Here is a 13,101-nt window from a genome sequence, read left to right on the forward strand (position 1 = left end):
CCCGCAGGAGCGGCGGCGGGCCGCCGAGGGGCGACCCGCGCAGGACGGGCTCAGCGGCGGGCGGCCCCGTCGACCGGTGACTCGATCGGGTCCGGGGGCTCGAGAGGCTGGACGTCCATGCCCTCGGGCGGCTCGAGCGGGGTGACCTCGCCGGCGGGCTGCTCGAGCGGCCGGAACTCCACGGGGGCCGGCGGCTCCAGCGGGCGCACCTCGCGGGCGGCGGACGCAGCGTCCCGCTCGGCCTGTGCCGCCGCAGAGCGCAGGGCGACGGCGCGTGCGAAGTCGGCCTGGGTCGGCATGCCGTAGGCGCGCGCTGTGGTGTCGTGCATCTCGACGACGTAGCGGTGCAGCCGCTCCGAGAACTGGTGGGCGATCTCGCCGGGGGCCGCCCGCAGCGGGCGGCCGAAGACGACGTGCACGTGCGGGCGTCCCGGCACGGGGACGTTCGCGCCGTACGGCATCGCGGCGTAGGCGCCGACGAGGGCGATGGGCAGCACGGGCACGTTGCGGGAGATGCTCAGCGCGGCCGCGCCGGGGGTGAAGTTCGCCATCGCCCCGGTCCGCGAGCGGGTGCCCTCGGGGAAGATCAGGATCGGCACGCCCTCGTTGACCAGCCGCGCGGCGAGGCCGCGGTGCCCGGTGCGGTTCGCGTGGCCCTGCCGCTGGACGGGGAACGAGTTGAAGAAGAGGGCGGTCGGCAGCGCCTTGTACCAGTTGCTGAAGAAGTAGTCGCCGGCGGTCGCCGCGGCCAGGTTCTTCGACAGCCGGCGCGGCAGGGCGCCGTAGATCAGCGGCGCGTCCAGGTGGCTGGAGTGGTTGGCGATGACCACGAACGGCGGCTTCAGCGCCTCCAGGTTGCGTACGCCGTGCTCGTGCACCGTGACCGCCGACCAGATGTACGGCTTCATGATCAGGTGCTGCGCGACGAACCGCGCCGTCCCCGGCGCGGCGGACGTGTACCTGTTCAGCTTCGGTTCACTCACCCGAATCCTCTCCAAGGGAACCTCGTCATTGTGACGCACGATGGGGCCGGGGGTCACTACTGCCGGCTCCTGGTGAGAATCCGTGACGCCCGGCGCACAGCCGCCCTCGGCACCAGCCGGCTGAGCAGGAGCGCCGCCTTCCACCGCGTGGTGGGAACGGAGATCACCCGTCCCCGGGCGACGTCGGCGAGGGCTTCGCGGACGCAGCGGTCGGCGTCCACCCACACCCGGTCGGGGATCGCCGCCGTGCGCATTCCGGCCCGTCCGTGGAATTCCGTGCGCACCCACCCCGGGCACAGCGCGGTCACCGTGACGCCGGTGCCGTGCAGTTCGTTCGCGAGGCCCTCGGAGTAGGCCTTCACCCACGCCTTGATCGCGGAGTAGTGGCCCTGTGCGATCCACGCGGCCAGCGAGGACACGTTGACGATGCACCCGCGGCCACGGGAGCGCATCGCGCGTCCGGCCGCCCCGCCCAGGATGAGGACCGCCAGGCACATCACGTCGAGGGCGTTCTCGTGCTCGGCGACCTCCCGGTCGAGCAGCCCCGTGTGGAGGCCGAACCCGGCGTTGTTGACGAGCACCTCCACCGGGCGGGACGGGTCCTCCACCCGTTCGGCCACCCGCAGCACGTCCGCGCGGACCGAGAGGTCGGCCGGCAGCACCTCCACCCCCACCCCGTGGCGCGCCCTCAGCTCCGCTGCCGTCGCCGCGAGGCGTGTGGCGTCCCGGGCGACCAGCACCAGGTCGTCGCCGCGGGCGGCGAGCGCGCGGGCGAAGGCGGCCCCGATGCCAGAGGTCGCCCCGGTGATGAGTGCGGTGGGCATGCCGGGAACATACCCCGATCGGCTACGCGCACAGCAGGTCCGCCCGCGTCGACAACCGGCGCAGGGCCCGCGAGCACCGCCACCGGACCAGCTCGGGGGTGGTGCCCAGCACCGCCGCTGCCTCCGCGCTCGTGCGGCCCGCGACGTACACCGTCCACAGCGTCCGGTGGGTCTGCTCGTCGATCAGCCCGAGGCGCAGGGCCTCACCGAGGGTGGCCGCCGCGTCCGGCCCGTCGGGCAGGACGCCGGCGGGGTCGAGGTCTCCCCAGGGGCGCGCGGGGAGCGGGCGAGGCAGTCGCCGGTGCACGGCCCAGGCGAGGTTCACCGCGATCGCCCGTGGACGCCGCTCGAGCGGGTACTCCGCGATCGCCAACCAGAGCTCGGACAGGCCCTCGGGAAGCGTTCCTGGACGTCGCGAGCACAGGAGTACGACCTTGCCGAGCAGGGCCTGGAACACCACCCGGTGCGCCCGCGGGTCGCCGGCCGCCGCCAGCCGGAGCAGGGCGCCGAGGACCTCGTCGGGCCGGTCGCGGACGAGGGCGAGCACGTCCGCCAGGTCCCGGGCGCCGGTGAGCGCCGGCTCGCGGGCCGCCCACGACGTCGCGGCCTCTGCGCGTATCGCGCGCCACTCCTCGTTCAGTGCCGCCAGCACCTGCCGTCCGCTCATCGGGGCAGCCTGCCGGGCGGGTGTTGCCCGGGGTGTTGCCCGGGAGGGGTGCAACGTTGTCGGCTCCGCACGCGCGGATGTGCACGTTCGCTAACGATTGGGTGACAACGGCCGTGGAGGCTGTTTGAAACGTTCGATCGGCCTTATCATGAGAACGTACTCATTCGGGGCCGGCGGCCCGATCTCCGCCATTCATGATCGCCCAGGGGGACGCTCGGATATCCAGCGGCCCCCTGGTGCCATTCCGGGGCCCGCGACGGCCGTCCCGGGGTGCGGAACCGCTGCTCAGCCCCGCGTGTAGTGGGCGAACGCCCGCTCGAGGAACTCGTCCAGGTCGCCGGTCTCCCCGTCCCGCCCTCCGCGCCCGATCACGAGGGTGGGCGGGATGGGGGACGGCGTCACGCCCGTGAAGCGTGCGAAGGTCGAGCCGGCGGTCACCAGCTGGAAGTAGCGGCCGTCGGGCGCCACCGCGAGGGTACGCGCGCGGTTGAGGTACCAGCCCACCAGGCCGGTCTTCACCCGCTGGCCGCTCAGCAGCGTTGCCTGGAGCGGCTCGGGTGTCGCGCCGGCCTCCGCCAGCCGGCGCAGGAACCCGTCCAGCTTCACCTGGGCCGCCAGCGCCTCTGCGTTGGCCTGCGCCTGCGCCAGCTCGTGCCTGCGGCGCGCGTCCGCCTGTCGTCGGCTCTCGTCCGCCATCTGCTCAGGCTAGTACGGCCACGGGCGGTTGCCCGGGGCTCCTAGGCTGGGACCCGCCGAGTGAGGGGGTGTGGATGGATCCGATGACCGACAACGGGACGACCGGGCGTCGTCTCGTCGAGCGGTTGGCCATCGGCGTCCTCATCGGCGTGGTGGCGATCTCCGTGGGTGGCGCGGCCCTGCTGGCCGTCTACCTGAACCGCATCGGTGACGCCGCGGACGGCCTGGATCGCGCGGAGGCGCTGGGCGCCTACCCCGGGCGGCCCGAACCCGTGGTCGTGGACGGCATGAACGCGGTGAACTACCTGCTGATGGCCCGCGACTCCGCCGGTGAGCTGGAGGCGGTGCTGATCGCGCACCTGTCCGCGTCGCGCCGCGACCTGACCCTGGTGGCGCTGCCCGTCGACCTGCTTCCCGGCACGTCCCAGACCCTCGCCGCGAGCTACGCGGTCGACCCGCTGCGCACGGCGAAGGACGTGGAGCAGCTGACCGGCGCTCGGATGGACCACCAGGTGCACCTCGGGCTGGACGGCTTCGCCGGCGTGGTCGACATCCTCGGCGGCGTCGACCTCGGCGGCGGGCGTCTCGACGGGGCCCAGGTGCGCGAGCGCATCGACGCCGCCCCCGACGACCTGACCCGCTCGGCCTGGACGGCGGACCTGCTGCGCGCGACCCTGGCGCGGGCCAGCATGGGTGTCGCGATCACCGACCCCAACCGGTTCGACAAGGTGATGGACACCCTGACGCCCTGCCTCACGGTCGACGCCGGACTGACCGGCGACGAGGTGCGCCTGACGATGGTGGAGTCGCGGGTGAAGGCCAGCGAGGTGCTCACCTGGCCGCTGGCGACCGTTCCCGGCAGCCTCGGCGAAGTGGCCGACCCGGTGGCACTCGCACGCCTGCGCGCGGCGCTGGCCACCGACACGTTCCCTCCGGACGGCGGGCCGGAGGTCGTCCCGGCGACCGTGACGTCGACCCCGCACACCTCGGTGGCCGGCTCCACGACGCCGATGGGACCGGCGAGCCCGGTGCCGGCGTCCACCAGCGCACCCGCCCCGGGCGGGACGTCCTCACCGGGGGCGGGCAGCTCGCCGACCAGCGTGGCCGACGGGCGTCCGACCGCCACCTCGACGGCGGGCCGCTAGCGGTACGCTCGCCCCGTGCGCACCCTGATCTCCTGCACCCTCGTCGCTGCCGGCGTCACCGCGCTGGCGTGGTGGTACTGGAAGGACTCCACGCGCGCCAGCGCGGAGGCCTGGGCCGCCGGGACGGACCGCGTCCGCTGAGGCGGCGTCACCGGCCCGGCCGGAAGGTTCAGTCCAGGTAGTCGTCGTCCGGGCCGGAGGACTCCTGCTCGAGGACGCGGCGCAGCGCCTCGCCCACCGCCACCGCGTGGTCGGACGGGTCGTGCATGACGTTCAGGCGATCGTGCAGCCCGGGGTCCGCGGACGCTGCCCAGGCGAGAAGGTCGAACACCTCGAACTCCGCCTCGACGGGGTCGCCGTGCCGGTCGAACTTCAGCCAGAGGTCGAGGCAGGCCGGCGGCCACCCGTCCCCGTAGGACTCCTCGATGCCCAGGCCGGGGTACGCGCGGACGAAGGACTCCGGGTCCGCCTCGAACAGCACCGCGGTGACGTCGTCGTCCTCGCTGGTGGTGACCGAGTTGAACTCCAGGCCGAAGGGTGCGAGCTCGTCGGTGAGGGCGTCGATGTAGCCGTCCGGGATCTCCATGGACCCACGCTAGTCCACGCCCGCCCCCCGCCGAGGGCCAGCCTTGTCGTCCAGGGCCACGACACCGGGGCCGGCCCTCGGCCACAAGGCTGGCCCTCGGCGAGGGGGGACGGCATGAGGTGGCGGCGGACGGGGTAGTGGTCGTCCGTGAGGGACGAGGGGGCACAGCGCGCATGACGTCGCTGGAGGGACCGGTCGCGAGGGCGGTGCGCCGGATCCGCGACTACGTCGGCACCAACGCCGCCCTGCTGGCCACCGCCGCCATCGGTGCGGCGTTGTTCGCCGGCCTGATCATGCTGAGCGCGGATGTCTACGAGGCCGTGGCGGACGCCGACGGCGTCAGCCTCCTCGACCAGCCCGCCCTGGACCTCGCCCTCTCGCTGCGCACCCCCGCAGGAGAGCGGGCCGTGACCGGCTTCACCAATCTCGGCGACACCCCCTCGATGGTGTTCATCACGCTCACCGTCGCCGCGGCCCTCTACGCGCACTGGCGACGCCGCTCGATCCTCCTGCTGGTCGGCGTCGCGGCGAGCGGTTCCCTGGTCTTCACGGCCGTGGGCAAGACGCTCGTCGGACGCACGCGGCCGCCGTTCTCGTCCGCGGTGCCCCCCTACGAGCACGCGCCCTCCTTCCCGTCCGGCCACACCCTCAACGGCACCGTGATCGCGCTCACGTTCGCCTACCTCGCGTGGTGGCTGGCCAAGGTCTTCTGGGTGCACGTGCTCGCCCCGGTCGTCGGCGCGCTCTGGGCGATCGCGATGGGCCTGAGCCGCGTGTACCTGGGCCATCACTGGCTCACCGACGTGATGTTCGGCTGGGCGTTCGGGCTCGCCTGGCTCGCGCTGCTCATCACCGTCCACCGGGTGCTGCTGCGGCTCGACCGGCGCGACCGGGTCGTCGCGGAACACGGGGGTGTGCCCGCCCGGGCGCCGTCGAAGGTCCTCGAGCCGGGAGCCCCGGAGGAGACGCCGGCCGCCGCCCGGCGGTCCGGGACGGCGGGTTCCCCACGCCGGACGGCACCACCACAGGACCGCCCCGAGCGGGAGGAGAAGCCATGACCGCACTGGTTCGTCACCGCACCGGCACGCGGGTGCCCTCTGTCGGCGACGTCGTCCGGGACCTGGCCGTGCGCGCGGCCCCCCCGGCGCTCGCGCTGCTGGGGCTCGGCCTGGTGGTCGGCTACGTCGTCGTCCCCCCGCTGTCGGTGTGGACGGGGGAGGACCGGCTCAGCAGCCTCCTGCAGGCGGGCCGGACGCCGTTCCTCGACGGGTTGGCGCTCGCGGCGTCGACGATCGGAGGCGTGACCGGCAACGCGGTGATCTGTGTGGTGTCGATGCTGGTCGTGTGGGTGATCTCACGTCAGTGGTGGCTGGTGACGCTCCCTCTGGTCGCGCTCAACCTGCACATCTTCGTCCACATCGTCACCTCGACCCTCGTCTCCAGGGACCGCCCGGCCGTCGCGCACCTCGACGTCGGACAGCCGACGGCGAGCTTCCCCAGCGGTCACATGGGCGCGACGACAGCGCAGTTGCTGGTGATGGCCCTCTTCCTCCGGTGCGTGCTGAGGAGCCTCGCCGCCCGCCTGGCCGTCGTCGCCACCTTCGCGGTCTACCTGCTGGTGCTGGGCTGGTCGCGGGTCTACCTCGGCATGCACCACCCGACGGACGTCGTGTGGGGAGTGGTCAACGGGGTGGCCTGCGGGCTCATCGCGTGGTGGTACCTGCGCTCGGGCTCCCCGCAACGACAGGGTGGGGCGGAGACCTCCGGACGCGCGGTCACGTCCGTGCCCGACGGGCGCGGCTGAAGGAGTACAGGCCGAAGGCGGCGAAGCCGGCGGCGACGAGAAGGACGATCACCGGCCCCCAGGGCAGGGCGACCATGTCGCGGAGCGCTCCGTCCAGGCCCCGCGACCTCGACGGGTGGTGCGTCACACCGGCGGCGACGACGCCGACCCCGATCGCGATGAAGGCGATCCCGCGGGCGATGTAGCCGACCTTGCCCGCGACGACGGTCAGGCGGCTGGGAGCGCCGGCCAGGTCCTCGCGGAACTTCTCCGTCCACCCCTTGTGGAGGTGGTAGGCGCCGACGCCGGCGACGGCGACGCCGGCCAGGACCACGAGCGCCTGGCCGAACGGCAGGTCCATCAGCGCGGCGGTGGCGCCCCCGGCCTGGTTCGCTCCGGAGGAGCCGGAGCCCGTCAGGAACGAGACGGCGCCGGAGGCCAGGGCAAGGTAGACCACGGCCTTGGCAGCGGCCTTGGCCCTGTCACCGGCCCCGGGACCGCGGACACACTCCCCGACCTGCCAGAGGGCGAGGAGGGCGAAGGCGACGACGATCGCGACCAGGACGATCTTGCCGAAGGGCGTCCCGGCGATGACGGCCATCGCTCCGGACGGGTCGGCGTTCGCGTCGTGCCGCCCGAGCGCGACCCCCACGCCGAGCCAGGCGATCAGCAGGTGGAGGATGCCGTTCACGGCGTAGCCGGCGCGCGCGCCCAGGTCCACCACGCGGTTGTCCGTCGCGCTCCGTGCGACGTCGGACAGCCCGTCCGCGACCCCTCCGGCTCCCGATGACTGCTGCGATGTTGCCACGATGCCCCTCCATCTCCTCGGCGATGGAGTAGTACCCCCGCGGACGGCTCGTCCGAACCTGCCCGCGTGAGCTCACGGACGTCGCACGTGCCGGCGTGGGCGGGCGGGGACCCCGGGGCGGCTGGACGGACGCTGGCGCGCCGGGGACGGATCGTCGCACTGCTCCCCTGACAAGGGGCGACGGGTGGAGCATAGGGGACTCGAACCCCTGACCCCCTGCTTGCAAAGCAGGTGCTCTACCAACTGAGCTAATGCCCCGCGCGGCGCCCATTCTCGCATCCGGATCGGGCCCTTCCCAAACCGTGGGGCGCCCGCCGGCAGGAACCGGCATCCGCCCTTGTCAGGGGGCAACGACCAGGGTCAGGGCACCGTGCCGGGCGCTGTCCGAATCGTGAAATTCGGGTCCGCCATCTACCCTTGAAGCCATGTGGTCGAAGCGGGAAGAGGTGGATTACGCCCTCCAGCGGCGCAATGCGCTGCAGGCGCTGCGGCGTCCCTCCCGCTCCCTGGACGGCACCGACGTGTGCGACGCGGACCCCCTGCTGCTGCGCGCCGCGCTGCACCACGGCGAGGAGTCCGGCGTGCCCTGCCCGATCTGCTCGGCCCCCCGGCTGGTGAACCTGCACTACGTGTTCGGCGACCAGTTGGGCCAGTACTCCGGACGGATCCGCTCCACCGCCGAACTGGAGCAGATGCAGTCCGAGTACGGCGAGTTCACGGTTCGCGTCGTCGAGGTCTGCGTCGACTGCGGCTGGAACCACATGATCCTTTCCTTCCTGCTGGGCGACGGCGTGAAGCGCCGCCCGCCCCGCCGTCAGCGGACCGTCGAGGACATCTATGGCTGAACCCAAGCGCTCCGCCGGCACGCGGAACGCCACGAAGACCACGACCGGCAAGGGCCGGCGCAAGAGCCCGCTGTGGCGGCGCATCCTGCTGTGGACCCTGTCGATGTTCCTCGTCGTCGGCGTCATCGGGGCCGGCGTGGTCGCGTACGCGTACATGACGATCAAGCTGCCCGACCCCAACTCGGACTTCCGCACGAACACGACCTTCGTCTACTACGCCGACGGCAAGACGAAGATCGGCTCCTACCAGGTGCAGAACCGGCAGACGATCCCCTACGACGCGATGCCGCAGAACGTGAAGGACGCGATCGTCGCGGCCGAGAACCGCACGTTCTGGACCGACCCGGGCATCTCGGCGTCCGGCCTGTTCCGCGCCGCGCTCGGGGTCGTGGGCCTCGCCCCCGCGGACGTGACCGCCTCCGGCGGCGGGTCCACGCTCACCCAGCAGTACATCAAGATCATGTACCTCACCCAGGAGAAGACCTTCACCCGCAAGGCGAAGGAACTGCTGCTCGCGGCCAAGATGGGCCAGACGCTGAGCAAGCAGGACATCCTCGAGGGCTACCTGAACACGGTCTACTTCGGCCGCGGCGCCTACGGCATCGAGGCGGCGGCGCAGGCGTACTTCAACGTCCCCGCGTCCAAGCTCGACCTCGCCCAGTCGGTGGCCCTCGCCGCGATCGTGAACTCCCCGGGCAACCTCGACCCGGCGCAGGGCGACAAGCAGGCCGCCGACCTGCTGGAGCGGTACCAGTACACCCTCAACGGCATGGTCGAGATGGGCGCGATCACGGCTGCGGAGAAGGCCGAGATCTACGACTCCCTGCCGAAGTTCCCGAAGCAGGCACGGGACTCGCAGTGGGGCGGCCCGAAGGGCTTCCTGCTGAGCATGGTGAAGCGTGAACTGCTGGCCAACGGCTTCACCGAGGAGCAGATCACCGGCGGCGGGCTGAAGGTCGTCACCACCTTCGACGCCGACGCCCAGGACGCAGCGGTCGCCGCGGCGCAGAAGATGACGCTGCAGGCCGCCGCCGGGAAGAAGAAGGCGGCCAAGCAGCTGCACGCGGCGATCGCCTCCGTCGACAACGCCACCGGGGGCGTGATCGCGCTGTACGGCGGCCCGGACTTCCTGAAGAGCCAGTGGAACTGGGCGAACAACCCCCGTCCGACCGGTTCGACCTTCAAGACCTACGCGCTGGCCGCCGCGCTGCGCAACGGCTGGACGCTGACCGACAAGCTCAACGGCAACTCGTTCACGCCGAAGGGCGACTCCGTCCCCGTGCACAACGCGGACGGCAACCACGGCACGGTGACGCTCCAGAACGCCACCACGCACTCGATCAACTCCGCCTTCGTCGACCTCGTGACACAGATCCCGAACGGGCCGGCGGAGGTGCAGCGCGCCGCGGAGGACGCCGGCCTGCCGGTCGACGGCCACTGGGACCTCAGCAACCGCATCCCGCTGGGCAACTCCGAGGTCAGCCCGCTGAACCAGGCGATCGGCTACTCCACGTTCGCCAACCAGGGCATCCGGCACACCGCCCACGTCGTCAAGGAGGTGTTCGACGCCGACGGCAACAGCCGCTACGTCGCCGACACCGAGGGCACGCTCACCATCGACGCCGACGTGGCCACCGACGTCACCTACGCGCTGACCAAGGTGACCCAGGACGGCACCGGCTACCGCGCGTCCCAGCTGGGCTACCCGGTGGCCGGCAAGACGGGGTCCGCGTACTACAAGACGCCCAACGGCGTTGGCGAGAAGATGGTGGCCGCATGGTTCGTCGGCTACACCCGCCAGGTGACCACGGCCGTGATGTACGTCAAGGGCCCCCAGGGCACCGACGACCTGGGACGGCACTTCTTCGGCTCGACGTTCCCGCTGTCGACCTGGCTGGAGTACATGAAGACGGCCATGCGCGGCCTGGACCGGCTCGAGTTCGACCCGCCGACCACGCGCACCTCGACCCAGACGCCGAAGCCCAAGCCGACGCCGACCGTCACCGCGACACCGACCCCGACGGCGACCGACGTCCCGACGTCCACCGAGTCGCCGACCACCGATCCGACCACCGAGCCGACCGCCACGACGACGCCGACCACCTCGCCCACGGCCACCGAGGCGAAACCGGGCGATCCGACCGCCAAGGGCCCCTAGGATCACGGGGTGAGCAACCCAGGGCCGGTGCTGTCGAGAGTGCTCGGCGGCCCGCTCGGTCGCCACGCCCGGCCCGGTGGGCTGTGGTTCTCCCCGGCACCGTGGACGTACCTCGCCCTCACGGTCTCGTGGTTGATCGTGATGGTGCGGCAGATCCCCTGCCAGAACACCTCCAACCAGTACCTGCCGTGGATGTGCTACTCCGACATCCCCGTCCTCTACTACTGGCGTGGTCTCAAGGACGGCCAGATCCCGTTCCTCCAGACCGACCTGGAGTACCCCGTGCTCACCGGGGCGTTCATGGAGTTCTCGCGCCGCCTCGTGCTCGCGTTCGGCGGCCAGAGCCGCCCCGGGCTGAGCGGCGACGAGGTCGCCCACGCCACGCAGCTGTTCTTCGGCATCACGGCCGTGCTGCTGTTCGTGCTGATGGGCGTCCTGGTCTGGGCCCACCTCCAGATGCACCGTCCCTGGGACGCGCTGCTGATCGCGATCTCCCCGGCCATCTGGACCGCGGGACTGATCAACTGGGACGCGCTCGTGCTCGCGCTGACCGCCCTCGGCCTGCTGGCGTGGTCGCGGCGCGCGCCCGTCTGGGCCGGGGTGTGGCTCGGGCTCGGCGTCGCGGCGAAGCTGTATCCGGCGCTGCTGCTGATCCCGCTCACGGTGCTGTGCGTGCGCACCAACCGCATCAAGCCGTTGCTGCTCGCCTACGCCGGGGCGGCCGCGTCCTGGGTGGCGGTGAACCTCCCGGTCTACCTGATGGCGCCGCAGGGGTGGCTGAACTTCTGGACGTTCAACGTCGAGCGTGGCGGTGACCTCGGCTCGATCTGGTACGTGCTGGGACTGATGGACATCCAGATCGCGTCGGTCTCGAGGCTCGAGGCGGCGTTGATGGTGGTCGGCACGATCGCGATCTGCGCACTGCTGATGCTCATGCCGCGCCGCCCGCGGCTGGCCCAGGGCGCGTTCCTGATCGTCGCCCTGTTCCTGATCGTGAACAAGGTGTACTCCCCGCAGTACGTGCTCTGGCTGCTCCCGCTGCTGGTGCTCGCCCGTCCCCGGCTGGTCGACTGGGTCGCCTTCAGCCTCGCGGAGACCGCGTACTTCGCGGCGATCTGGGGACACCTGGACCACGGCCTGGCCAACGGTGCCGGTCAGGACCGCCTGTACTGGGCGGCCGTCTTCCTGCGCGTCGCCGTCCAGCTGTGGCTGTGCGCGCGCGTCGTGCGCGACATGGTCGACCCGTCCCGCGACGTCGTGCGCGCAGGGGGAAGGGACGACCCGGACGGCGGGGTGCTCGACGAGGCGCCGGACGCCGCCTGGGTGCGGCGGTTCGTCCGCGTCCCGGCCACGACGTGACCCGCGGCGCCGGCCGGGCGGCTCCCGTCGCCGACGCCCGACTCGTGGTGCAGGCGTGGGTGGGCACCCGCCTGGTGATGGTCGTGGTCGCCGTGTGGGTGATGCTGGCCGAGCATCGCGCGGTCGGCGACGTCCTCGGCAACTGGGACGTCGCGCACTACCTCGGCATCGCCGAGAACGGTTACGCGGAGCCGAACTCGATCGCGTTCTTCCCCGGCTGGCCGCTGCTGGTACGCGTGGCCTCGCTGACGGGGCTGCCGGCGCTGTGGGCAGGGGTGCTGCTGGCCCTGGCCGCGTCCGGGGTCGCCGCGGCAGCCCTCCACCGGCTCGCCGGGGCGCCGGCGGCGATCGCCTGGCTCCTCGCGCCCACCGCGGTCTTCACGCTGGTGCCCTACACGGAGTCGCTGTTCTGCGCCGCCGCCTTCTGGGCATGGGAGCGGGCCACGGCGAAGCAGTGGGGCGCGGCGGCCGTCCTGGCAGCGCTGGCGGCGTCCGTGCGTGTGTCCGGGCTGTTCCTGATCGCAGCGCTGGCCGTGCTGGCGCTCACCCAGGCCGGGTCGTCGCGGGAGCGTGGACGGCGGCTGCTGTGGCTCGCCCTGCCGGTGTCGGTGGTGGCGGCCTACGTGGGCTACCTGTTCTCGGTCACCGGCCGCTGGACGGCGTGGTTCGACGCCCAGGCCTCGGGGTGGGCCCGGGGTTTCGCGTGGCCGTGGGACTCGCTGCGGCACACGCTCGAGGTGCTGGAACCCGGCGCGTACGCCGACCACCCGGAGTGGCAGTGGGTGTTCCTCGCCGAGCTGGTGAGCATGGTGGTCGGACTGCTGGTGACGGCGATCTGCCTCGTCCAGCGGCGCTGGGCCGAGGCCACCTGGGTCGGCCTGCAGGTGCTGGCCTTCGCGACCTCGTACTGGTTCATGAGCGTGAACCGTGCCGTCCTGCTGTGGTTCCCGCTGTGGATGCTGTTGGGACGCCTGGCCGAGAGCCGTCGTCGCCTGCCCACCTGGCGGGCGGTGCTCATCGGCCTTGCCGTGGCCGGTGCGCTGGTGGTGCAGGCGGTCTGGTCGTGGCTGTTCTTCACCGGCCGCTGGGCGAGCTGAGACGGGTGCCGGTGTGGCGGGCGCGCCGCTGCTGACCTGAATTCATCGCTAGAGGAATGAAGGGGGACGGGCGCCCCGGGTGCGCGAACGGGCCCCGTGCGGGTACTTCCTCTGGTGACGGCGACGCAGCCGTCAGGGAACTGGGAGGAC

The 13,101-nt window shown here is 72.2% G+C and carries 14 protein-coding genes and 1 tRNA gene; 8 read left to right on the forward strand and 7 right to left on the reverse strand.

Annotated features, from left to right (window positions below; genetic code table 11):
• Positions 1-50: 50 nt before the first annotated feature.
• From ACFQQJ_RS11815 to ACFQQJ_RS11830, 4 genes are all read right to left on the reverse strand, one after another.
• Positions 51-983 (reverse strand): 1-acyl-sn-glycerol-3-phosphate acyltransferase, encoded by a 933-nt coding sequence (locus ACFQQJ_RS11815; protein WP_377106719.1) that lies wholly within the window; start codon positions 981-983, stop codon positions 51-53.
• 56 nt (positions 984-1,039) lie between these two features.
• Positions 1,040-1,807 carry an SDR family NAD(P)-dependent oxidoreductase gene (locus tag ACFQQJ_RS11820; protein WP_377106721.1) on the reverse strand — a complete coding sequence of 256 codons (768 nt, stop codon included), beginning with the start codon at positions 1,805-1,807 and terminating at the stop codon, positions 1,040-1,042.
• 22 nt (positions 1,808-1,829) lie between these two features.
• Positions 1,830-2,474, reverse strand: a complete 645-nt coding sequence (locus tag ACFQQJ_RS11825; RefSeq protein ID WP_377106722.1) for an RNA polymerase sigma factor — start codon at positions 2,472-2,474, stop codon at positions 1,830-1,832.
• Positions 2,475-2,759: 285 nt separating this feature from the next.
• Positions 2,760-3,170 carry a hypothetical protein gene (locus ACFQQJ_RS11830; protein ID WP_377106724.1) on the reverse strand — a complete coding sequence of 137 codons (411 nt, stop codon included), beginning with the start codon at positions 3,168-3,170 and terminating at the stop codon, positions 2,760-2,762.
• 74 nt (positions 3,171-3,244) lie between these two features.
• Here ACFQQJ_RS11830 and ACFQQJ_RS11835 point away from each other — a divergent pair, with 74 nt between their 5' ends.
• The gene (locus ACFQQJ_RS11835; protein WP_377106725.1) at positions 3,245-4,315 is read left to right on the forward strand and encodes a hypothetical protein; all 1,071 of its coding nucleotides are present in this window, start codon (positions 3,245-3,247) and stop codon (positions 4,313-4,315) included.
• A 15-nt stretch (positions 4,316-4,330) separates the two neighbouring features.
• Positions 4,331-4,456 (forward strand): hypothetical protein, encoded by a 126-nt coding sequence (locus tag ACFQQJ_RS11840; protein ID WP_377106726.1) that lies wholly within the window; start codon positions 4,331-4,333, stop codon positions 4,454-4,456.
• 28 nt (positions 4,457-4,484) lie between these two features.
• Here ACFQQJ_RS11840 and ACFQQJ_RS11845 read toward each other — a convergent pair whose 3' ends face one another.
• Positions 4,485-4,901: a hypothetical protein gene (locus ACFQQJ_RS11845; RefSeq protein ID WP_377106727.1), complete on the reverse strand. Its 417-nt coding sequence runs from the start codon at positions 4,899-4,901 to the stop codon at positions 4,485-4,487.
• Between the two features lie 173 nt (positions 4,902-5,074).
• On the opposite strand from ACFQQJ_RS11845, the gene ACFQQJ_RS11850 reads away from it, so the two are divergent.
• Together ACFQQJ_RS11850 and ACFQQJ_RS11855 are read left to right on the forward strand one after the other, a co-directional pair.
• The gene (locus ACFQQJ_RS11850; RefSeq protein ID WP_377106729.1) at positions 5,075-5,959 is read left to right on the forward strand and encodes a phosphatase PAP2 family protein; all 885 of its coding nucleotides are present in this window, start codon (positions 5,075-5,077) and stop codon (positions 5,957-5,959) included.
• On the forward strand, positions 5,956-6,705 hold the full coding sequence (locus tag ACFQQJ_RS11855) for a phosphatase PAP2 family protein (RefSeq protein ID WP_377106730.1): 750 nt from the start codon (positions 5,956-5,958) through the stop codon (positions 6,703-6,705). The genes ACFQQJ_RS11850 and ACFQQJ_RS11855 overlap by 4 nt, the downstream gene beginning before the upstream one ends.
• On the opposite strand, the gene ACFQQJ_RS11860 is transcribed toward ACFQQJ_RS11855, so the two are convergent.
• A complete protein-coding gene (locus ACFQQJ_RS11860) occupies positions 6,677-7,492 on the reverse strand; it encodes a DUF1206 domain-containing protein (RefSeq protein WP_377106731.1) in 816 nt (271 codons plus the stop codon). The two genes, ACFQQJ_RS11855 and ACFQQJ_RS11860, sit on opposite strands and share 29 nt — an antisense overlap.
• Positions 7,493-7,677: 185 nt before the next feature.
• Positions 7,678-7,750 (reverse strand) — tRNA-Ala (locus tag ACFQQJ_RS11865).
• 167 nt (positions 7,751-7,917) lie between these two features.
• Here ACFQQJ_RS11865 and ACFQQJ_RS11870 point away from each other — a divergent pair.
• Genes ACFQQJ_RS11870 through ACFQQJ_RS11885 form a run of 4 tightly spaced genes read left to right on the forward strand, consistent with a single transcriptional unit; the run spans position 7,918 to position 12,951 of the window.
• Positions 7,918-8,337, forward strand: coding sequence for a DUF5318 family protein (locus ACFQQJ_RS11870; protein ID WP_377106732.1), 420 nt, complete (start codon positions 7,918-7,920; stop codon positions 8,335-8,337).
• Positions 8,330-10,495, forward strand: coding sequence for a transglycosylase domain-containing protein (locus tag ACFQQJ_RS11875; RefSeq protein WP_377106734.1), 2,166 nt, complete (start codon positions 8,330-8,332; stop codon positions 10,493-10,495). The genes ACFQQJ_RS11870 and ACFQQJ_RS11875 overlap by 8 nt, the downstream gene beginning before the upstream one ends.
• 9 nt (positions 10,496-10,504) lie before the next feature.
• Positions 10,505-11,854 carry a glycosyltransferase family 87 protein gene (locus tag ACFQQJ_RS11880; RefSeq protein ID WP_377106736.1) on the forward strand — a complete coding sequence of 450 codons (1,350 nt, stop codon included), beginning with the start codon at positions 10,505-10,507 and terminating at the stop codon, positions 11,852-11,854.
• The gene (locus ACFQQJ_RS11885; protein ID WP_377106738.1) at positions 11,851-12,951 is read left to right on the forward strand and encodes a mannosyltransferase family protein; all 1,101 of its coding nucleotides are present in this window, start codon (positions 11,851-11,853) and stop codon (positions 12,949-12,951) included. The genes ACFQQJ_RS11880 and ACFQQJ_RS11885 overlap by 4 nt, the downstream gene beginning before the upstream one ends.
• Positions 12,952-13,101: the final 150 nt, after the last annotated feature.

It is taken from the genome of Propionicimonas sp. T2.31MG-18, assembly GCF_964266745.1.
In the GTDB taxonomy this organism is placed as follows: Bacteria; Actinomycetota; Actinomycetes; order Propionibacteriales; family Propionibacteriaceae; genus Propionicimonas.

Excerpts from the sequence above, each read along its gene's own strand:
- ACFQQJ_RS11850 (WP_377106729.1), top strand. The coding sequence starts at position 5,075 with ATGACGTCGCTGGAGGGACCGGTCGCGAGGGCGGTGCGCCGGATCCGC.
- ACFQQJ_RS11875 (WP_377106734.1), top strand. The coding sequence starts at position 8,330 with ATGGCTGAACCCAAGCGCTCCGCCGGCACGCGGAACGCCACGAAGACC.
- ACFQQJ_RS11825 (WP_377106722.1), bottom strand. The coding sequence starts at position 2,474 with ATGAGCGGACGGCAGGTGCTGGCGGCACTGAACGAGGAGTGGCGCGCG.
- ACFQQJ_RS11855 (WP_377106730.1), top strand. The coding sequence starts at position 5,956 with ATGACCGCACTGGTTCGTCACCGCACCGGCACGCGGGTGCCCTCTGTC.
- ACFQQJ_RS11820 (WP_377106721.1), bottom strand. The coding sequence starts at position 1,807 with ATGCCCACCGCACTCATCACCGGGGCGACCTCTGGCATCGGGGCCGCC.
- ACFQQJ_RS11845 (WP_377106727.1), bottom strand. The coding sequence starts at position 4,901 with ATGGAGATCCCGGACGGCTACATCGACGCCCTCACCGACGAGCTCGCA.
- ACFQQJ_RS11835 (WP_377106725.1), top strand. The coding sequence starts at position 3,245 with ATGGATCCGATGACCGACAACGGGACGACCGGGCGTCGTCTCGTCGAG.
- ACFQQJ_RS11870 (WP_377106732.1), top strand. The coding sequence starts at position 7,918 with ATGTGGTCGAAGCGGGAAGAGGTGGATTACGCCCTCCAGCGGCGCAAT.
- ACFQQJ_RS11830 (WP_377106724.1), bottom strand. The coding sequence starts at position 3,170 with ATGGCGGACGAGAGCCGACGACAGGCGGACGCGCGCCGCAGGCACGAG.